The 19,068-nt window shown below is 45.5% G+C and carries 20 protein-coding genes and 1 tRNA gene; 7 read left to right on the top strand and 14 right to left on the bottom strand.

What is annotated here, in order from left to right; genetic code table 11:
• Window positions 1-27: 27 nt before the first annotated feature.
• Entirely contained in the window at window positions 28-2,598 is a 2,571-nt protein-coding gene (locus HZB61_05160; GenBank protein ID MBI5055988.1) for a hypothetical protein, read from the bottom strand.
• 415 nt (window positions 2,599-3,013) lie between these two features.
• Between HZB61_05160 and HZB61_05165 the strand changes: the two genes are divergently transcribed.
• Window positions 3,014-3,247 (top strand): hypothetical protein, encoded by a 234-nt coding sequence (locus tag HZB61_05165; protein ID MBI5055989.1) that lies wholly within the window; start codon window positions 3,014-3,016, stop codon window positions 3,245-3,247.
• Between the two features lie 26 nt (window positions 3,248-3,273).
• Here the strand turns inward: HZB61_05165 and HZB61_05170 are convergent, their stop codons facing one another.
• The 5 genes from HZB61_05170 to HZB61_05190 all read right to left on the bottom strand — a co-directional run bounded on the left by HZB61_05170 (window position 3,274) and on the right by HZB61_05190 (window position 6,318).
• Complete coding sequence (locus HZB61_05170) at window positions 3,274-3,552, bottom strand: hypothetical protein (protein ID MBI5055990.1); 279 nt, start codon at window positions 3,550-3,552, stop codon at window positions 3,274-3,276.
• A gap of 65 nt (window positions 3,553-3,617) precedes the next feature.
• Window positions 3,618-3,845 carry a hypothetical protein gene (locus tag HZB61_05175; protein MBI5055991.1) on the bottom strand — a complete coding sequence of 76 codons (228 nt, stop codon included), beginning with the start codon at window positions 3,843-3,845 and terminating at the stop codon, window positions 3,618-3,620.
• Between the two features lie 9 nt (window positions 3,846-3,854).
• Window positions 3,855-4,379 carry a hypothetical protein gene (locus HZB61_05180; protein MBI5055992.1) on the bottom strand — a complete coding sequence of 175 codons (525 nt, stop codon included), beginning with the start codon at window positions 4,377-4,379 and terminating at the stop codon, window positions 3,855-3,857.
• Between the two features lie 105 nt (window positions 4,380-4,484).
• Window positions 4,485-4,913: an EF-hand domain-containing protein gene (locus tag HZB61_05185; GenBank protein ID MBI5055993.1), complete on the bottom strand. Its 429-nt coding sequence runs from the start codon at window positions 4,911-4,913 to the stop codon at window positions 4,485-4,487.
• A gap of 133 nt (window positions 4,914-5,046) precedes the next feature.
• Window positions 5,047-6,318 carry a Glu/Leu/Phe/Val dehydrogenase gene (locus HZB61_05190; GenBank protein MBI5055994.1) on the bottom strand — a complete coding sequence of 424 codons (1,272 nt, stop codon included), beginning with the start codon at window positions 6,316-6,318 and terminating at the stop codon, window positions 5,047-5,049.
• A gap of 149 nt (window positions 6,319-6,467) precedes the next feature.
• Between HZB61_05190 and HZB61_05195 the strand changes: the two genes are divergently transcribed.
• A complete protein-coding gene (locus HZB61_05195; GenBank protein ID MBI5055995.1) occupies window positions 6,468-7,214 on the top strand; it encodes a DNA-binding protein in 747 nt (248 codons plus the stop codon).
• 6 nt (window positions 7,215-7,220) lie between these two features.
• Here HZB61_05195 and HZB61_05200 read toward each other — a convergent pair whose 3' ends face one another.
• A complete protein-coding gene (locus HZB61_05200) occupies window positions 7,221-7,661 on the bottom strand; it encodes a host attachment protein (protein ID MBI5055996.1) in 441 nt (146 codons plus the stop codon).
• A gap of 10 nt (window positions 7,662-7,671) precedes the next feature.
• On the bottom strand, window positions 7,672-8,091 hold the full coding sequence (locus HZB61_05205) for a hypothetical protein (GenBank protein MBI5055997.1): 420 nt from the start codon (window positions 8,089-8,091) through the stop codon (window positions 7,672-7,674).
• A gap of 263 nt (window positions 8,092-8,354) precedes the next feature.
• Between HZB61_05205 and HZB61_05210 the strand changes: the two genes are divergently transcribed.
• Window positions 8,355-9,560 carry an HD-GYP domain-containing protein gene (locus HZB61_05210; GenBank protein MBI5055998.1) on the top strand — a complete coding sequence of 402 codons (1,206 nt, stop codon included), beginning with the start codon at window positions 8,355-8,357 and terminating at the stop codon, window positions 9,558-9,560.
• A gap of 342 nt (window positions 9,561-9,902) precedes the next feature.
• Here the strand turns inward: HZB61_05210 and HZB61_05215 are convergent, their stop codons facing one another.
• From HZB61_05215 to HZB61_05240, 6 genes are all read right to left on the bottom strand, one after another.
• On the bottom strand, window positions 9,903-10,478 hold the full coding sequence (locus tag HZB61_05215) for an aminoacyl-tRNA hydrolase (GenBank protein MBI5055999.1): 576 nt from the start codon (window positions 10,476-10,478) through the stop codon (window positions 9,903-9,905).
• A 7-nt stretch (window positions 10,479-10,485) separates the two neighbouring features.
• On the bottom strand, window positions 10,486-11,163 hold the full coding sequence (locus HZB61_05220; protein ID MBI5056000.1) for a 50S ribosomal protein L25: 678 nt from the start codon (window positions 11,161-11,163) through the stop codon (window positions 10,486-10,488).
• A gap of 108 nt (window positions 11,164-11,271) precedes the next feature.
• The gene (locus tag HZB61_05225) at window positions 11,272-12,213 is read right to left on the bottom strand and encodes a ribose-phosphate pyrophosphokinase (protein MBI5056001.1); all 942 of its coding nucleotides are present in this window, start codon (window positions 12,211-12,213) and stop codon (window positions 11,272-11,274) included.
• A 120-nt stretch (window positions 12,214-12,333) separates the two neighbouring features.
• Window positions 12,334-12,408 (bottom strand) — tRNA-Gln (locus HZB61_05230).
• Between the two features lie 76 nt (window positions 12,409-12,484).
• Complete coding sequence (gene ispE, locus HZB61_05235; GenBank protein ID MBI5056002.1) at window positions 12,485-13,399, bottom strand: 4-(cytidine 5'-diphospho)-2-C-methyl-D-erythritol kinase; 915 nt, start codon at window positions 13,397-13,399, stop codon at window positions 12,485-12,487.
• Between the two features lies 1 nt (window position 13,400).
• Window positions 13,401-14,978 (bottom strand): tetratricopeptide repeat protein, encoded by a 1,578-nt coding sequence (locus HZB61_05240; protein MBI5056003.1) that lies wholly within the window; start codon window positions 14,976-14,978, stop codon window positions 13,401-13,403.
• 225 nt (window positions 14,979-15,203) lie between these two features.
• Here HZB61_05240 and rfaE1 point away from each other — a divergent pair, with 225 nt between their 5' ends.
• The 4 genes from rfaE1 to HZB61_05260 all read left to right on the top strand — a co-directional run bounded on the left by rfaE1 (window position 15,204) and on the right by HZB61_05260 (window position 19,002).
• Window positions 15,204-16,175 carry a D-glycero-beta-D-manno-heptose-7-phosphate kinase gene (gene rfaE1, locus HZB61_05245; protein MBI5056004.1) on the top strand — a complete coding sequence of 324 codons (972 nt, stop codon included), beginning with the start codon at window positions 15,204-15,206 and terminating at the stop codon, window positions 16,173-16,175.
• Window positions 16,176-16,248: 73 nt separating this feature from the next.
• Window positions 16,249-17,442 carry a pyridoxal phosphate-dependent aminotransferase gene (locus HZB61_05250; protein ID MBI5056005.1) on the top strand — a complete coding sequence of 398 codons (1,194 nt, stop codon included), beginning with the start codon at window positions 16,249-16,251 and terminating at the stop codon, window positions 17,440-17,442.
• Window positions 17,443-17,704: 262 nt separating this feature from the next.
• Window positions 17,705-18,478 carry a substrate-binding domain-containing protein gene (locus tag HZB61_05255; protein ID MBI5056006.1) on the top strand — a complete coding sequence of 258 codons (774 nt, stop codon included), beginning with the start codon at window positions 17,705-17,707 and terminating at the stop codon, window positions 18,476-18,478.
• A gap of 47 nt (window positions 18,479-18,525) precedes the next feature.
• The gene (locus tag HZB61_05260) at window positions 18,526-19,002 is read left to right on the top strand and encodes a rhodanese-like domain-containing protein (GenBank protein ID MBI5056007.1); all 477 of its coding nucleotides are present in this window, start codon (window positions 18,526-18,528) and stop codon (window positions 19,000-19,002) included.
• Window positions 19,003-19,068: the final 66 nt, after the last annotated feature.

Consider the following 19,068-nt stretch of genomic DNA (forward strand, 5'->3'; position numbering starts at 1 on the left):
ATTTCCGGCGGTATTTTGCCGGGATTATTATTTTATACTGAAGCTCCTCATTGAGCTTTCAGTTGCGCCGCCTTTCCCGTCTTCTGCGGTGACTTTCCAGTAATAGGCAGTGCCGGGATTTAATCCGTTCACTGTATAGCTTATATCGGAGTCAGACTCAAGAGAAATACCTAAGCTATCCCCGCCGCTTGAGCCCCCGCCGCAGGCCATTAAAATACCTCCAGTAATAACGATAGCAGCAATCAGCGACACGGTCCTTTTCCTTACTTTTATATTTGCAGCCATTAACATTCCCAGTAATAACAGCTCTGCGGTGCTGCCAGTGCTTGCGTAGTAAACCCCTTGAAGAACAGGCGAAGCAACTTTTACCGGTTCACAGCCTATGAAGTCCTGATTTGCACAATAGCTGAGTTTATAAGTCACTGTGTCACCGTCCGGGTCTTGTGCTTTATTCCATTTAAAGGTGACCGCCGTATCTAATCCTGTTTGCTTGTCTGCTGGCGAGACCAGCTCAGCCGCGGAAGGCGGAGATGGCGGGTTGTTTATGACAGGGCCGGGGGCAAGTATTGTATACATATTTTCTAATTTGTTTGAATCAATATCTGTTATCATTCCATTGCCATCAAGATCGCACTCAGGGCACGCACTTGCCGGCTGGTCCTTGTAGTTGTTAAGTATAGTAAGGTCATTGCTGTTTACATTACCGTCATTATCCAGATCTCCGGCCACGCAGTTTGCCCCGGCGGCATATTCATTCCCGTTCCAGTGAGTACATGTCAGAATGGCCGCTTCACCTGAATTTAATGTCACGATATTTGACGGGCTGCCAGCACTACCATCCGCTGACACCTGCCGATACATATTATGCATCCGGAACACTTCAGGGTCATTGTAGCCTGCCTGGTCATTGATCCTCGGACGGACCAGAATTAAAGCCTTGGAATATTTTCTCGCCAAAACCGTCTGCAGCAAACCTTCTCTGAGTTTAATATTATCAAACCACGAAGCGCCCTGGGCATAAAATAATCTGAAATAAATGTTACCGTAAATATCATCTCCGGTGGTAAAGGTGCAAAAAACGAATGTCCAGTCAGTATCTCCATTTAACGTTGCTCCACATTCACCTGATTTAGGCGTACTATCATCAAAATCGTAAGGATAAAAATTGGCTCCTGAAAACCAGTAGGTCCCTTTTACATCTTTAGTCTTTATATAACCTGACAGCGAATACGTTGTGTGTGGTTTAAGCGTGACAGGCAGCCTGTTGCTGTTGTTTACAACATCGGCAGATTCGATCTTCACACATTGCCCGTTCAACTGACAGTCAGAGGCAGGCGCTATCTCAACCGGTTCTGCCGGGACCCAGTAAGCGGGGTCATTATTGCTGTCTTGAATCTCGAAATCCCCGTTCTTGTCTTTTAAAACATTTATCTCCTGTTCATTTGCCTCTGAAAAAATATAGTAGTCCCCTTCAGGATAGCCGACATCCACTTCAACTGCACTGATAAATAATTCACCATTGAAATCAATATAGGGATGCATTCCGTATGCAAAGTAGCTTCTGTCTCCTGCCGCAAGATAATAACCAGCCAAAGCGTAGATTTGATCCCTTTCGCGGGAAACAGGAACTTGAATTCCAAGTGGAGCGAAGTTTTTGTGATAAACCGGATTAAACTGGAAAAGATTAATTGATCCGCGGGAAAGATCGCTCCTGACAAAATCAATGCTGTTCTTGAACTCTTTAAAAGGTTTGGAAATATCTATTAATGTTTCCCATTGAGAGCCGTGAAGTACTTGTGGAGAGCTATACCAGCCGTTTCCAATTATTATCTTGCCTGCAGGAATATTCGCAATTACAGATTTTAACAAATTAAAGTCATCTGTAAAATATTTAAAATAGTTGTCGTATTCTACAATTTTTGGGCCGTCAATCCACTCGTTTTTTATACGCCAATAACCTACTGCCGTATCAAAATAAATCCCATCGACCTTTGCATTGTCTGCTTTGTTCAAGACATAGGGGACATAATGCTCCGCCATAAACCTCTGATAGTCCGGATCGCCTACGTTCATGGCATAATTAAAAGGGGCATCAGCAGTTCCGGCTCCCCAGTAATAAGATGGTATCCTTGATGCTGCAGGATTAGTAGTATCCCAGCCGGGAACAGTCCGCGTTTCTGTTGCATTTGTCATGTTTTTCAGCGGAAGATTTATTGTCGCACTATTTTTAAAATGCAGGAACATCTTTTCAGGTATGCCGCTCGTAGTAAGGCCGTTACTTATACTCCACTGCTCAAGCCGGGCGGCTTTTTCAGAGGGAACTTCCATTTCAGTGTTCAAGTCATAAATAAGGGCAATATGTTCATGGTCGGAATCCTTCACTTCTTTAATGAAAGACAGATCATATCTATTTCTCGAAATTTCCTCTTTTATCCCAAAGTTTTTGTAAAGACGTATATGATTTCTATTTTTGGGCAGATTGTCCAGTTGAATCGCTGAAATATTATTAATTGAAAAAAAGGTCACGTCAAGAAAAATGATTATTAGGATCAGAAGTTTGTTCGATACATTTATTATCATAATTTTCCAGTTTGACATTTATACTTCAAAAGCCGGATCAATTTTTTTAATTCATCCATCTTATATCGTTATTCTATTTTCAGCGCTTGCAAAGTGATGTGACGTCCATCACATACGACTTCCCTTAGTCAGAAGACCGTTTTTGCATCAACCTCGCAATATCTTTTTTACTATTGAGCGAATCTCGCCTCCTGTTACTACTAAGGGAAAGGTATATCTATCAGATTAATTTCCTGACAAAATTTCAGAAATATCCCTATTGATAAATTGTTCATAATTGCCGTTAAATTTAGTAGCGGCGATTTGCAGAATGTTTATTCTGTGTTGACTGAAAAATGTATCGGTCAATTTTTTTTTGAATCAGGGGTGATGGGAAAATTGGGTTTCCCGATTACTGAAACAATCTCAACTTGAAAAAATGAAGGGGGAGTTTATGAAGACTGAAGGGATGTTTATTTTGCTGGTCCTTTTAATCAGCGCTTGCGCTTCAACACCTTATACTCATTCGACCAAAGGCGCAAAGGATTTAGAACGTGAAATCTATGAATGTGAAAAAATAGCCATGTTTAAAGCGGAGGAAGCAGGTTCTCCTGATAATCCGTTCATGATTGCCGCTGAGAAGGACCGGTGCCTGCAAGTGAAATTCGGATGGACGCCGGTCAAATAACAGCCTCAGATTTAAACAGATGGAGCTTATGTTTCTTCTTCATCCTCCACCAACTGCCACTCCGCGTAGCCTTCTTTTCTCTGCTGAAGCTGCGTTCCCTTTAACACGACCTTTTTTATTTTCGGATGGGTCTTGACGGTCACATACGCCCTGACGAGATTTGCAATAGCGGCTTCCTGGAATGTCATCTCCGTGCCGTCCTGAAGCAAGATTGTGGTTCGCAGGTGTCTATGCCCTTCAGGGATTTCAGCGATGACAGCTTTTACGTCTTCGTTTTTGATGATCATTGTTGTCCCTTCAATCAATAAAAATTATAACAATAAAAAGGCAGGCACACAGGCCTGCTCCTGCAAGAAGAGGTGAGTTGTCTTTATAAAACCTTCACTGTCTTTTTATTCACGCCTGTATTTCCGGTTTGAGGGTCATACGCGTACACGGTCACTTCGTATGTGCCGCTCCTGGTGACGTTCAATTCACCCTTAAAAAGACTGGGCGTGCCTGCAAAGCCGAGAGGGACGGTGTTGATAATCTCTCCGTTGTATTTAACAATGGCTTTGATCTCGTATTTATTTGAATCCCATAACCCGCCCGGGGTCAAATGGCATCCTCATATCATTACGATATTAGCCTGTACGGGAACGGCTGCTTTATTGCCGCTCAACCGTATTTCCCCTGGAACATCTGCGGTAACAGAGAACCCCGGAACTTCCACGACTATCCCGTCTCCTACCATGTCCTTCCCCGGAATCAGCCACACCTGTGTTGAGCTTTTCACGGTATCAGGCTTCCTTGACACCGGCGCTTCCGCCTCAATCGTGACTAACGCCGGTTCCGTAATGTCAACAGTAGTTTCAAACTTTGCGGTCGCGTCATCGGTCAATCGGGCAAAACGCCGTACGGGTTCATTCATGATCCTGTTTGTGTCGCCTGTTCCTCCGGATGTCAGTCCCTCTGCAAGGACCTTCCCGGTTTCAGCGTCCTTGATCGTAATGAGCGCGCCGCCCATTGAAGTGCCGACGAATTTCGCGTCTTTTGATTTTACCCTGACGATCACTTTTGTCTGCATGGCCTCTACGGTATTTAAAAATAAAATACCTGTGAGAAAAAATCCAGCTATCAGAAATTTTCTCATCCTGTCCTCCTTCCTGTTGTTCGTTATACATAAAAACGGCAGTTGCCACTGATTTTCGCAGATTGGCGCGGAGTTATCAATGACTGCCGCAGCCGGTAGTTCAGTTTAGTAGCGTATTATAATCCACCTGAAAAGAGGACGGACCGAGACTTCATCAGGGGCCAGGGCGCCGTCCTTGTTTTTGTCCATGACCATGAAGGCTTCAATGATATTTGAATACTTATCGGCGTAATTTGAAAACTCCGGGAAACTGATCCTTTTGTCAGCGTTCTTGTCAACGGACCTGAACACCTCCTGCTTGTTTTCGATGCCCTCCATGGTATTCCACTCTTCAGGCGAAATGGCCTCGTCTTTATTGGTATCTGTTTTATTAAAGGTGTCCTTTTTTATGTCCTCATAAAATTCGCCGCGCTCGATTACCCCGTCCTGGTTCTTGTCCATTTCCTTAAACAGGTTATGCAAGGCCCCTGCTGTTTCAATCCAGAAAACAGTCAGCAGACTAATAACGATAACCGTCAAAATACTTGTCCTCATTGTGTCACCTTCTTTCTATTTATTATTTCCTAATTAAATTATAGTGGCTTTGGGAGCGGTTGGCAATGGAATGAATTAATCGGGTAAATGATTTGAAAAAGCAGTTATGTGTTGAAAGAAAAAACAATGATAGCTACAGGTTGCCGCGCAGTCTCTCCGCATGGAGGATCCGTTTCACTCCAAGCCGGTATGCCGCCTCTCTCATCCTGCACTCCCGGTCACGGCAGAGTGAGTGGACATCATTAAAAGCAGAGATCATGGTATTTTTTAATTTTTGCAGGACCTTCTCTTCCTCCCAGTAATCGTTATTTAAATTCTGGCTCCACTCAAAATAGCTCACCACCACGCCGCCTGAATTGGCGAGGACATCAGGTATCAGCATAATGTCCCTCTCTAAAAATATCCTGTCCGCCTCTGTTGTTGTCGGGGCATTGGCAAGTTCAAGGATTATCTTTGCCTTTATGTCCCCCGCGTTACTCCCGTTAAGCTGATCTGATAAAGCCGCGGGGATCAGAATGTCGCAGGCGCAGGCGAGCAACTGGTCATTGGAGATATTCTGTGTGCCCGGGAAACCGGCCACGCTGCCGGTCCTTTCCTTGTGAGCTATCACGCCGGGAATGTCGAGCCCCGTTTGATTTAGTATGGCCCCCTTTGAATCACTCACGGCAATGACCCTGTATCCTTCTTCATGCAGGATGCGCGCCGTGTTTTCGCCCACGTGTCCGAACCCCTGGACAGCTACACAGGCCCCGGATTTTTCAATGCCGCGCTTTTTCATCGCCTCTTCAAGTATGTAAATGCCTCCAAGCGCCGTAGAGTACCGTCTGGTTTTTATACCGCCTAATTCAACCGGCTTGCCTGTTACCACTGCGGGGGAATGTTTTCTCGTTATCCTTTCATATTCGTCAAGTATCCATGCCATTATCTGCTCATCGGTATAAACATCAGGCGCAGGAATGTCCCTGAACGGCCCTATGAAATCCGCAATGGCGCGGATGTATCCGCGTGTCACCAGTTCAAGCTCGCTCCTGCTGAGTTCCTTCGGGTTTACCGCTACACCGCCCTTTGCCCCGCCAAAGGGGATGTTTACCACAGCGCATTTAAGCCCCATGAGAAACGCAAGATCGCTTATGTGCTCCACTGTCAGATCGGGATGAAACCTGATGCCGCCCTTGCCCGGCCCTCTTGCGTCGTTGTACTGCACCCTGTAGCCCAGGAACATCTTTGTCTTCCCCGCTTCGGTTTTCACGGGGAAATGCACGATGAAAGCACGCCTCGGCATTGCAAGTATTTCAAGTTCGTCTTCAGTAAGCGCGAGGTCGGAATAGATTGCATCAAGCTCGCTCATGCACAATCTGCAGAGGTTTTTTTCGTCAGCATGTATTCTCTCGTGGTTCTTGTTCATTGGGAATCCCGCCTCCTGTTATATAATATTTCCGCGAAATAGGGAAGTCTCGCAACCAGCGCGGAGCCGGGCTTGTTGATATTTCCTGGTGAATATTTTAACATGACAAGACTGGTCCCAACGGTCACAAAAAATAAAGGAGATATAAAATGAAGAAAATTTCAATGTTAGTTGTCTTGTCGTTAACTTTAATGCTGATGGTTTCAAACGGCGCATATGCCGGGACGCCGAAGTCAGCTGAATTATCGCCGAAGCACGGGGACATTGTCACGCAGCAAGATGCGTCTACCCTGTCCGGCAAAGTAGTGGAAACAATGAACAGCGGCGGTTACACGTATTGCAATATTGAGAGGAACGGTAAGAAGATATGGGTGGCTGTTCCTGAAACACAGGTGAAGGTGGGGCAGACTTTATCTTTTCAGCCCGGCATGCCCATGGAGAATTTCGAGAGCAAAACTCTGCACCGGACTTTCGATACAATAATTTTTTCGGGCGGGATCATGGAGCAGGGATCGGGTGCAGCAGCCGAGCCTGCCGGTCACAAAAAGGCTGAAGCCCCGGCAGCTAAAGCAATCAAGGTCAAAAAAGCTTCAGGGGCAAACGCATACACTGTAGCCGAACTTTACCAGAAGGGAAGCGAGCTCGACAAAAAAGAGGTTGTTGTCAGGGGACAGGTCGTCAAGGTGTCGGCCGAGATCATGGGGAAGAACTGGATACACATTCAGGACGGGACCGGAGACGCTTCAAAGGGCACTGATGATATTTTAGTTACATCAAAGGACCTTCCGTCAGTGGGGGATACTGTAACGGCAAAAGGCATCTTAGCTAAAGACAAGGACTTTGGAAGCGGGTATAAATACTCCGTGATAGTGGAAGAAGGCGACATCAAAAAATAATATCGGCTATCCAAAGCGGCTAAGTATCTCAGCCTTATGAATTTTGGTCAGGTTAGCAGAAATATTTTTGTCTAACCTGGCTTTTACTTCCGGCTCTAATTTTTTGATAATGTCTTTATTGATCTTTTCGGTGGCTGCCAGATGCCAATTCACACAATCTTCTCTTTTTATTAAAGCGTTGATGTCCGCTGCTATTGTTTTGACCAGTTTTTTTCTGGTTTCCAGCTCCAGATGGTGAGGCTCTCCATATCCCTTTGCAACTTCACCTTCTCCCCCTCCTCCGGTGAATCTTCCCGCGGTATCGCTTAATTTCTCCGACAACTTGCCGTGTCCTTCAATAGAATCATAACCTTCCACCAATTCGATTTTGGGGCTTCCAACGGGCTGCCTGGTGACTCTGTAAGCTTTAAAATGTCCTAAATCAACAGTGATTATTATTGTGCTCATGACCGTTATCCTATTCTTTGAAGAAGCCGAGGGTTTCCATTTCATTCAGCGCCCACTCGTCCTGCACAAGCTCTTCATCGCCTATGCGTCTGACGCTGCGGGCATATTCCTTCAGGAAACAGTAGGCCATCCTCTTCTTCAGGGAATTCAATTTTATATCAATATTGGTGGCGGTATCCTTAAGCGCCCACCTTATGCTTAGATTTTTTATGACATCATCGAGCATCCCGCTGCTTATGTCCGATTGTATCACCATGGTTAGTTTGTTCCCCGTTTCAGCAACAAGCTTCATCACCTGGTGCGGCTCGCTTAATTCGGCCTTGTTCTCTTTGGCCCATGCCTTAATATCAGAAACGTACTGCACGTTATGTATAAAATATTCCTTCCCGATGTCTTTCAATATCTCTTCGTAATCCTGCAGAAAAATCACGGACTGCCTCCCATATATCAATTGTAAACATGCACTGAATGCTGTTTTGTTCGTTACGGCATCAAGAGACGTCAGAAGGGATTTGACCTTCCCTGAAATCATCAAGGCCGTATGTTCACAATAAAGATTAGCATGTCCAGCGGCAAAGTCAAGGTCATCATGCCGGGACGTTTCACACTCAAGTTTCCCTTATAACTTCCCGATAAAATCAATACATAGACTGAAGCTGATAGGCAACGCGAAATGATGGGGGGTAATAAGCCATGATTAAAAGGATTAAAGTTGGTCAGTTAAAACCGGGAATTTTTATCCACGATTTAAATTGCGACTGGCTGCAGCACCCTTTCCTGACTAACAAGATCAAAGTCAAAGACGACGCAATCATTGAAAAGATCATCAAATACGGAATCCACGAAGTCTACATTGACACCGACAAAGGACTGGATGTTGCAGAGGCCCGGACCAAAAATGAGGTAGACCTGGAAATTCAGGCAGGGCTTGATACACTTGCCGGCGCAAAGCCGGAGGTCAGCCCACGTATCCCGCTGAAAGAAGAGATTGTCAGGGCGAAGGAAATAATAAAAGAGGCGACAATAACAATTCATAACCTCATGGAAGAGACAAGGCTCGGCAAACAGATCGAGGTCAAACAGGTCGAACACATTGTCGAAAAAATGGCCGATTCAATATTCAATAATAAAGATGCGCTTATCAGCCTCGGCAGGATAAAACAGAAAGATGAATACACTTACATGCATTCACTGGCTGTATGCGCATTGTTGATCTCATTTGCAGAGCACCTCAATCTTGATTACGAGACAATAAAGGCTGTCGGCGTCGGTGGGCTATTGCACGACATCGGTAAAGTGAAGGTGCCAGAAGAGATCCTTAACAAGAAAGGGGCTTTATCGGAAGAGGAATTTTATAAGATGAAAGCACACGTATTCCACGGTTGCGCGATCCTTGAACAAAACGCCGGTATCTGTGAAACCTCTATATGTGTGGCTGCCCATCACCATGAGCGGTTAGACGGCACAGGTTATCCCGGGAATCTGAAAGGGGACGAGATCAGCCGGTTCGGGCAGATGGCTGCAATTGCGGATGTATATGATGCACTGACATCCGACAGATGTTATAAAACTAAAATGCCGCCTACCGAGGCCTTAAGAAGGGTGTTTGAGTGGAGTGATATTTATTTTAATAAAGGGCTTGTAGAGCAATTTATCTGTTGTGTTGGTATCTATCCGGTCGGCACGCTGGTGCGGCTTGAAAGCGGCCTGCTTGGCGTAGTGATCGAGCATGGTGAAAAAGGATTGCTGCATCCGGTGGTCCGCGCTGTTTACGATGCAAAAAAAGAACGATTCATTACGACTTATGACATTGACCTTTCGAAACCGTCTTCAGATAATATCTTGAGGTATGAATCGCCGGAGAGATGGAATATAACGACCGAAAGCTATTTATATTAATTTTTCCCAAACGCATAAATTCATCTGTCCTTCCCCAAAATTCTTTTTTTGAGATTGTGATTCCCCTCACCTGTATAAAAGACCATACTACAGTAAAATACAATAAGATCTAAACAGCAGTTGGTCGCGCCATCGACATTGGGAATGATAGCGACCATGAAGGGAAGAGAATATGTTAGGTGAATTAAAAAATGCTTACAGCAAGCTTGCCGCCTTTCTCAGAGAAAAGAGGCTGAAAAGACAAAAAGCCCTTTTTCAGATGAGATTGATGTCGGGCTGTGTAAGAAGAGTAAAGTAAGAAAACCGGAAGCGCCGGGGAAAGGGCCTTCGCTCCAAGTCCCGTTATAGCTCTTCCACTTTGTTTGCTCTGTGAAATATGTTCTGGGCTGAAGATATTCCTTTATTAAAGATAATTGGAATCGCGTCAACAGCCTTTTCAACTGCCTCTTTTATTATTGCTTTTTCCTGTCTGGTAAAATTTCGCAGTACATATTCTTCAACTGGGACCCTGTCAGGGCGGCCTATGCCGATTTTCAATCTTACAAAGTCCTTTGTTCCTAATATTTCTATTATTGATTCAACGCCCCTATGCCCGCCTGATGAGCCTGATTTTTTTATCCTGATAACGCCTGTTGCAGTATCAATATCATCCTGAACGACAAGGATGTTATCAATGTCTTCGTATTTTTTTATCGCTTCCCTTACCGCTAAACCGCTTCTGTTCATAAAAGTAAGAGGCTTTATGAGGAGCGCGTCCTGGCCCTCAATAAAGCCTCTTCCTGATATATAATTCTTTGTCCTGTTTTTTAAAGGGATGGAAAATCTCGCGGACAAGACATCCATAACCATGAACCCGATATTATGCCTTGTATCGGCATAATCATCTCCAGGGTTACCCAGTCCTGCTACGAGCCACATTTGGACTTTATTTTCCTTTCTGTTCTTTCTGCTCTCCTTCTTCCTCTGCCTTGCCTTTGGCCTTTATCACCTCAGGTTCGGCAACCGCCGCAGCCTCAACAGGCGCCGCAACTACCTCTTCCTTGGGAGCGGTGACTGAAAGTATGACCTCGGAGGGGTCTGTAACAATCTTTAGCCCTTCCTGGGGAGGGATGTCGCTCACGTGAAGGGAATGCCCGATCTCGACAGGGCTGGCGTCGATCTCGATCTTGTCGGGTATCTGTGTAGGGAAGCATTCGACCTCGATTTCTCTTACCCGGTGCTGCATAATTCCGCCCATCTTAATACCGGCCGGTTCTTTAATTATGACGACGGGAATAGTGACCTTGATTTTCTTCTGCAGCGATACTTCAATGAAGTCCACATGCAGCAGTTCCTCGGAGACCGGCTCCCTCTGATAATCTTTCACGAGCACAGGATGCTCGGATGTTTTAGAATCACCCTCATTAAGGACAAGGGTTATCAGAGCGTGTTCTCCGCCGCCGGAGTATATGAGTTTCTGTATTTCCTTTCTGTTCAATTTAATCGGGACGGCTTCTCCCACTCCATACATCACGGCAGGCAGTAAATCCTGCCTCCTTAAACTCCTTGCGGTCCCCTTTCCGGTCTCTGACCTTCTATCTGCCTTGATTAAAATCTTTTCCATTTTTTTATTACCTCCATAAAGCTATTTGTGTTCTGATTTATGAAACCCTCTCTCCTGAGGCGAGTCCGCCGGAGCGGAGAAACAAGTCCAGGGTGACAATTATCTGTTTTATAAAAAAAGCGAACTGATCGACGTTTCCTCGTGAATCCTTTTAATTGCCTCACCAAGCAGCGGCGCTACCGAAAGCGTGGTGAGTTTTTTACATTTCTCTTTTTTATCACATGCCGGAATGGTGTTCGTTATAATTACTTCTTCAAGGACTGATTCATTAATTCTCTCCAGCGCGGGACCTGAAAGCACAGCATGTGCGCAAGCGGCAACAACGCGTTTTGCGCCGTTTGCTTTAATTGCAGCAGCAGCCTGTGTAATAGTCCCGGCAGTGTCTATCATGTCATCAAACAGGATGGCGCTTTTGTCCTTTACATCGCCGATAACATGCATCACCTGAGACACATTTGCCTTTTCGCGGCGTTTATCTATAATGGCGAGTGTGGCATCCAGCCTCTTTGCAAACGCCCTGGCCCTCTCAACGCCGCCTGCGTCAGGAGAAACAACAACGATATTATTTAAATATTCCTTTTTCACGTAATCAGCAAGGACAGGCGCCGAATAGAGATGGTCCACGGGTATATCAAAGAAACCCTGGATTTGTCCTGCGTGCAAATCAATGGTAAGCACCCTGTTTACTCCTGTTGCGTTTAATAAATCCGCAACCACCCTTGCTGAGATGGGGACCCTCGGCTGCGCCTTTCTGTCCTGCCTGGAATATCCGTAATACGGAATGACCGCGGTGATCCTCGCTGCCGAAGCGCGTCTTAAGGCGTCTATCATCAGAAGCAATTCCATTATACTGCTGTTAACAGGCATACACGTCGATTGAACTACAAATACGTCAGAGCCTCTTACGTTTTCATTTATCTGCACCATTATCTCGCCGTCGCTGAACGTAGAGACCGTAGCATCGCCGACCGAAATTTTCAAGACATCAGCAATCTCTTTTGCCAATGCCCTGTTGGAATTGCCTGTAAATAATTGAATACCTGAAGGCATCTTACCTCCTTTAATAGTTAAGAGTTGAAAATTAAAAGTGAATAGTTAAAAGTTATTATCACAACTTTTAACTCTAAACTCTTCACTTTTAACTCTCAATTTTGCATAGCAAAATTGAATTGGCTGGGGCGGGAGGATTCGAACCTCCGGATGGGAGATCCAAAATCTCCTGACTTGCCGCTTGTCGACGCCCCAATTACAGAGTTTGGGGTCAAGAGTCTGGAGTTAAGTAATCGGTATTTTTTTAACTCTATACTCATGACTCTTAACTCTAATCCGTTATCGTCTGTACTACCGCGGTCCAGCAATCCTGAAAAGTGCCGGAGGCCTTTTCTGCCGCCTGTGCCGAGCCAAATACCCCGAAGACCGTCGAACCGCTGCCGCTCATCATGGAAAACACCGACTCCTGTTCTTTTAGCCTTTCCTTTATTTCGCTAATTACAGGATAGCCCTTGATGACTACGGATTCAAGATCATTTGAGACAGTACCCGCTACTTTTTCAAGTTCGGCTCTCTCTATTTGCCGGATCAAAAACTCAATATTATCATCTTTATCTGCTTTTTTTGTCAACTCTGAAGGGAGTTGGGACTTTGGACCTGAGATTCGGGATTTAAACTCTCTGTATGCCCATGCGGTAGAAATATGGACAGGTGGTTTAACAAGCAGGATATCCGCGGATTGTTCAGCCTTACAGGGAGTCAGCTTCTCACCTCTGCCATGTGCAACACAAAGCGGATCATGAAGAAAAAAAGGCACATCAGAGCCAAGCTTTTCCGCCGTTCTACATAGCTCTTCCTTAGAAAGGCCAAGCGACCATAATTTATTCAGTCCCGCGAGAGCGGCGGCGGCATCGCTGCTTCCTCCCCCAAGTCCTGCGCCGGCCGGTATATTCTTGTCTAATTGTATTAGTGCCCCTTCAGTAACGCCATATGTATTTTTCAAAAGCATCGCTGCCTTGTAAACGAGATTTTCCTCAAGAGGGATTTGTGCGTCTGTTTTTACCCTTACCTCTTTTGAAGGGGCAAATGTCAGCACATCATAAAGGGTCACCTTCTGCATCAGGCTCTGAATTTCGTGAAAGCCGTCATCACGCAAGCCGAGTACATTCAAAAACCAGTTTATCTTTGCAGGGGCCTTTATGGTGAGGGATGGCGGATGGGGGACGAGGGGCGCGCGCTTGGCCATTTCATTTCAATTCCTGGATCTTCTTTTCGACTCTCTCCTTGAGCCCTTCTTCTTTTTGCTGGAACTCAAGAGATCTTTTCCAAGCGTCAAGCGCCTCATTCTTGTCGCCTAATTTCAAATAGACGTCGCCGAGATGCTCAAGGATCACGGGGTCGTTCTTTTCGGTATCCAACGCCTTTTTTATTTCACTCAGCGCTTCATTATACATGCCTTTTTTAAAGTATATCCAACCGAGGCTGTCGCGCACGTAACCGCTTTCAGGGGACAGCTCTGTAGCTTTTTTAACTATGGCCAGCGCCTCGTCAAGATTTATCCCCCTTTCGGCATAAGAATACCCGAGGTAATTAAGGGCCTCAACATGCTCGGGATTGATCTCGATGGTTTTCTTTAAATAGAAAAACATCTCCGAGATCCTCTGCGTCTTTTCGTAAACTACCGCAAGATTAAAATATGCCTCATCATTTTTTGGATCGATATCCGCGGCCTTTTTGAATTTTTCCTCGGCAAGCGGATAATCCTTCTTTTGTAAATATAAGCGCCCGAAATAAATAAAGACATCCGGGTTGTCGGGCAATGACTTTTCAAGCTTCTCAAATTGCTCAACAGCCTCCGCATATTTCTGCTCAATGCCCAAGACTTTGGCAAGCATAAATACCGCGTTCAAATTATCAGGCTGGCTTGAGATAATAACACGCAGCTCTTTTTCAGCGTCTTCAAATTTTCTGTCTTCAAAATATATCTTGGCCAGCATCCCGTGAATTTCCATGTTGTCAGGCTCTATCTTGACTATTTCTTTAAGCTGCTCAACGGCATTATTGACCCGGTCCTTCTTGACATACAGCATTGAGAGCCTTTTCTTTACTTCAGTATTTCGCGGATTCAACCTTACGGCCTCTTCATACTGCGCAATGGCCTTATCCGTATCTTCAAGCGAATCGTAGGCGACTCCCAGCATGCTGTATGCGTCCCACAGGGCCGGATTAAGTTCAATGGTCTTTTGCAGCTCCGAGATTGCCAGGTCATACTGCTTTGTGCCTATGTATAGCTTACCGAGGTAGTACCTTGCCATTACGTTCTCGGCGTCCAGTTTAATTACATCTTTCAATATGCTGATTGCCTTATCAAGCTGGTTGTCAACTGTATAGAGATATGCGAGATGTATGTAATTCTGCGTTTTCTGCGGGTCGAGCTTTATTAATCTTTCGTAAATACCGGCGGCCTTCTGTAACTCCTTTTGACCTGTATAAAGCTGAGCAAGAATAGACAACGCCGGTTCATAATCCGGAGATTTACGGACGACATCTTCCATCATCCGGATCGCCTCTACGGATTTGTTAAGCCTCGCATATACCTGGCCCATCTCCGTTTTTAAATAAGGCGAATCCGGGTCTTCTTTGATGGCAAGCTCCAGGTATTTTTGCGCCCCTTCCCAGTCCTGCGCCATTTCAGCCTCAACAGCCAGGAGGTAGTTATAATTAGACTCTTTTGAATATTCGGGCCTTACAGATTCCCTTGAAAGCGCGCATGCCCCCAACAGAAACGGCATGAACAACAAGATGTAAATTTTTAATTTGCTCATAGTAAACTCTTTACCTCTAAGACATGAAAATTACAAGATGGGAAAATGCAGAACTTAAACCTGCCTGAAATCATGCTTTATAATTTTCCGCCATTAAATAGTCTACGGCTATTATGTCATAACGGAAAGCTATTGACAATCTTAAGCGCGAAACAAAGCAATTCAGATAGTTGCCAAACGAAAAGCATAAATGCTAAATTTATTCCTGGCAAGCTGAGACGGACAATGAAAGACATCTTTAAGAAATTCAAAAGCACAGGCATCCTCGTCGTCGGCGACCTCATGGTGGACCAGTATATCTGGGGGAAAGTAAAAAGAATATCCCCTGAGGCGCCTGTCCCGGTCGTGGAAGTGACCAATGAAAACCTGCTTCTTGGCGGGGCCGCCAACGTTGCCAATAATATCCTGTCGCTTGGCGGCAGGGTTTATGTCGCCGGTGCGGTCGGCAGCGACGATATCGGTAAGATCCTGATCAATAAATTCAAGGAGAGCGGCATTAACACGGACGGGATAGTTATAGATAAGGACAGGCCTACAACTGTGAAAACGAGGGTCGTTGCCCACAGCCAGCAGGTCGTGCGTTTCGACAAAGAAGTAAAATCCGATATCAGCCACTCAACTTTTTCCCTGGTCCTTGAATATATAAAAGACTGCCTGCCTGAGATAAAAGGGATAATTATCTCTGATTACTGCAAGGGGCTTATTACAAAAGCCCTCATCGGGAGAATCCTCAATCTCGCGGGTTCAAAGATATTTGTTACCGTCGATCCTAAAATAGGCCACTTCGATTATTACACCGGTGTAAGCCTCATCACTCCGAACATCAATGAGGCATCTTTTGGCTCGGGCATTGACATAGTTGACCAAAAAACTTTAATAAGCGCAGGGAAGGTCCTTCTTAAAAAACTTCGGTGCAAGGCCGTGATAATTACAAGGGGTGATGAAGGCATGACCCTTTTTGAGAAAAGCGGCAAGGTCACCAATATCCCGACCTGCGCAAGGGAAGTATACGACGTAAGCGGCGCGGGAGATACCGTAATCGCAACCCTGACTCTCTGTCATTCGGCAGGCGCATCATTGAAAGACGCTACAATAATCGCTAATCACGCTGCGGGAATTGTAGTCGCCAAGATGGGGACTGCTGTGGCCACTCAGGAAGAGATTCTGGAAAGCATGAAAATTTGCAAGCCGTTGTAAATGAAAATTGTGACACGGATTTGAGCAGGAAATACGCAAAAAAAATATCGGGGAATAAAGAGGTGAAATAAAAATGAGATTATCTGAAAGAGCAAAGGCGATCAAACCGTCACCCACGCTCGCTATGGATGCTAAGGCCAAGGCGTTGAAGGCGGCGGGTGAAGACATTGTCAATTTCGGCGTTGGCGAGCCTGATTTCGACACGCCTGACAACATCAAAGAAGCCGCTATTAAAGCGATCAAGAGCGGATTTACAAAATACACGCCCGTAGGCGGCATTGATGAATTAAAGACCGCCATTGTCGAGAAGTTCAAAAAAGACAATAACCTCCATTATGAAAAGGACGAGATTATCGCTTCCTGCGGCGCAAAGCACAGCCTTTACAATATCGCGGAAGCGCTCTTCGGCGCGGGTGATGAGGTCATTATCCCTTCACCGTACTGGGTCACATACCCCGACCAGATCATATTAAATGACGCAGTCCCTGTTATTGCCGCCACCGATGAAAAGGATTCATTCAAGTTGAGGCCGGAACTGCTAAAGGAAAAACTGTCAGGTAAAACAAAGGCGCTGATACTAAACAGCCCTTCAAATCCCACCGGACTTGCATATGACAGAAAGAGTCTTGAGATGATAGCGGAGATGGCAGTCAAGCACGACTTCTACATCATCTCCGATGAGATCTATGAAAAACTGACATACGACGGTTTCAGTCATATCAGCATCGCTTCTCTCGGCGAAGAAGTAAAGCAGAGGACGATCGTCGTAAACGGGCTTTCCAAATCTCACGCGATGACAGGCTGGCGGCTTGGATTCGCCGCGGGACCTAAAGATGTCATCAAGGCCATGACCAATATCCAGAGCCAGTCCACCTCAAACCCAACATCAATAACACAGAAGGCTGCGGTTGAAGCGCTGACAGGCCCGCAGGATTTTATCCCGAAGATGGTCTCCGAGTTTGACAGGAGGCGGAAATACATGGTCGAACGGCTCAATAAAATAAAAGGCGTCTCCTGCATAACTCCGGTCGGCGCATTTTACGCGTTCCCGAATGTATCATCCTGTTACGGCAAGAAGTTTAACGGCAAGCCCGTAAACTCATCCCTGGACCTCTCGGCATACCTGCTTGAACAGGCAAAGGCCGCCCTGGTGCCGGGTATGGCATTTGGCGATGACAGATATATCAGGCTTTCTTACGCAACCTCCATGGAGAATATTAAAAAAGGCCTCGACAGAATCGAAGAGGCGCTGTCACGGCTTATATAACACGGCCCCTTCTTGCTTGCGTCTTCTATCAGCCACAGTTCCACATTTAACTCTGCATTTTCAGTACCTGTTATCTGATAGCTGCCAGCTTTCTTTTTTTAAAGATTGCCTGGGTATCAGATTGTTAAGAACCAACGACTGTAAAACAGCCTTTTCAAAAAACTAAAGTTTCCTCAACAAATTTCCGCTAACATACTATATCAATCGGGGAAAACCTGATGAGAAGATCGGGTGACCCAATAAAAGGAGGGTTGAAGGAACGATGGGAAACTTCAAAAAATACTTTATCGTAGTAGTAGTTTCTTTTATTTTGACGAGTGGCATTAGTTCGTTCGCATCTGAAATCAAGGTTGGGGCAGGTACAACTGCTTCATCCTCGGTATTGACGCCTGTTAAAGAGCACTTTGAGAAAGCCGCAGGAGTAAATCTGACAATATTAAATTACGGAAGCAAGGCTGCCATGAAAGAACTGGATGCCGGAAATGTTGATGCTGCTATGGGGGCCCATACATCGGGCGAACTCATTGATATGTTGAAAAAGGATGGCTATGAGGTCAAAGATCCAACGGCCTTTCAGGAGACAATAATTGAAGAGCCAAAGAGTTATATAATTGTTGTTCACAACGATAATCCTGTCTCAAAACTCACCAGTGAGCAGGCTAAAGGATTGTTTACCGGCAAGATCGAAAACTGGAAAGATGTGGGGGGGAAAGATGCACCTGTAATAGTTATATGGGGCAAGCTCCTTGAGGCAAGCAATAAACACTTTATTGATACGATACTCGATAAGGAGTCGGTGACAAAAGATATTCTTGAGGTAACTACTATGGCCGACGTAAAGGAAAGCCTCGCATCTCTTCCTGATGCAATAGGTTATCTCCCTGCTGGTATGATAGACGCCTCTGTCAAATCCCCTGAGGCCCCGGTTTCAAAGACAAAACCAATAAACATATTTACAAAAGGGAAACCCTCTGCGGATGTACAGAAGCTCAGCGACTACATAAAGGGAGAGGGCCAGAAATATATTAAAAAATAAAAAACCACCGTTAGGTGAGTTTAATTCCGAAGAAGGAGGATATAACTGTGAAAACATTAAAATGCGTACCATTAATGGTATTAGCTGTGCTCGTCCTAACCGGCGTATGCTTTGCGGACTGGCCCGATTCTGTCACGCAGAAGATCGATGTCATAAAAGGGATCGAGCAGGAGAAAAAGGAGATGCCGGCGTCTCTGGAGGGGGTAACTATTCTAAACGGCGATGAAGTGTACAAGCTCTGGAAATCAAAAAAGGCAGTTGTTCTTGATACCCGCAACAAGGTCCAGTATGACACTGAGAAGATCGAAGGCGCCATGCATCTGTCAGCGGACGAACTGCTGAAAAACCCCGCACTGGCTGATGGTTTTGACAAGGAAAAAGAATATGTCCTGTATTGCAACGGCATTAAATGCCCCCGTTCCCCGTGGGCGGCGATCATGCTACAGCATCTGGGCTTCAAGAAGCTTGACTGGTACAGGGACGGCATGCCGGACTGGAAAAGCAAAGGTTATCCGACCGAGTAAAATGGGGCTATAGAATTCATGGGAAAAGGGGCCGGTTTTCCCGGACCCCTTTATCCTCTTGATTCC

It is taken from the genome of Nitrospirota bacterium, from assembly GCA_016214845.1.
Lineage (GTDB): Bacteria > Nitrospirota > Thermodesulfovibrionia > UBA6902 > UBA6902 > SURF-23.

What these genes read in the sequence shown, in the direction of transcription:
- HZB61_05160 (MBI5055988.1), bottom strand. Translation starts at nt 2,598, where the DNA reads ATGTCAAACTGGAAAATTATGATAATAAATGTATCGAACAAACTTCTG.
- HZB61_05165 (MBI5055989.1), top strand. Translation starts at nt 3,014, where the DNA reads ATGAAGACTGAAGGGATGTTTATTTTGCTGGTCCTTTTAATCAGCGCT.
- HZB61_05180 (MBI5055992.1), bottom strand. Translation starts at nt 4,379, where the DNA reads ATGAGAAAATTTCTGATAGCTGGATTTTTTCTCACAGGTATTTTATTT.
- HZB61_05185 (MBI5055993.1), bottom strand. Translation starts at nt 4,913, where the DNA reads ATGAGGACAAGTATTTTGACGGTTATCGTTATTAGTCTGCTGACTGTT.
- HZB61_05190 (MBI5055994.1), bottom strand. Translation starts at nt 6,318, where the DNA reads ATGAACAAGAACCACGAGAGAATACATGCTGACGAAAAAAACCTCTGC.
- HZB61_05195 (MBI5055995.1), top strand. Translation starts at nt 6,468, where the DNA reads ATGAAGAAAATTTCAATGTTAGTTGTCTTGTCGTTAACTTTAATGCTG.
- HZB61_05200 (MBI5055996.1), bottom strand. Translation starts at nt 7,661, where the DNA reads ATGAGCACAATAATAATCACTGTTGATTTAGGACATTTTAAAGCTTAC.
- HZB61_05210 (MBI5055998.1), top strand. Translation starts at nt 8,355, where the DNA reads ATGATTAAAAGGATTAAAGTTGGTCAGTTAAAACCGGGAATTTTTATC.
- HZB61_05215 (MBI5055999.1), bottom strand. Translation starts at nt 10,478, where the DNA reads ATGTGGCTCGTAGCAGGACTGGGTAACCCTGGAGATGATTATGCCGAT.
- HZB61_05220 (MBI5056000.1), bottom strand. Translation starts at nt 11,163, where the DNA reads ATGGAAAAGATTTTAATCAAGGCAGATAGAAGGTCAGAGACCGGAAAG.
- HZB61_05225 (MBI5056001.1), bottom strand. Translation starts at nt 12,213, where the DNA reads ATGCCTTCAGGTATTCAATTATTTACAGGCAATTCCAACAGGGCATTG.
- ispE (MBI5056002.1), bottom strand. Translation starts at nt 13,399, where the DNA reads ATGGCCAAGCGCGCGCCCCTCGTCCCCCATCCGCCATCCCTCACCATA.
- HZB61_05240 (MBI5056003.1), bottom strand. Translation starts at nt 14,978, where the DNA reads ATGAGCAAATTAAAAATTTACATCTTGTTGTTCATGCCGTTTCTGTTG.
- rfaE1 (MBI5056004.1), top strand. Translation starts at nt 15,204, where the DNA reads ATGAAAGACATCTTTAAGAAATTCAAAAGCACAGGCATCCTCGTCGTC.
- HZB61_05250 (MBI5056005.1), top strand. Translation starts at nt 16,249, where the DNA reads ATGAGATTATCTGAAAGAGCAAAGGCGATCAAACCGTCACCCACGCTC.
- HZB61_05255 (MBI5056006.1), top strand. Translation starts at nt 17,705, where the DNA reads ATGGGAAACTTCAAAAAATACTTTATCGTAGTAGTAGTTTCTTTTATT.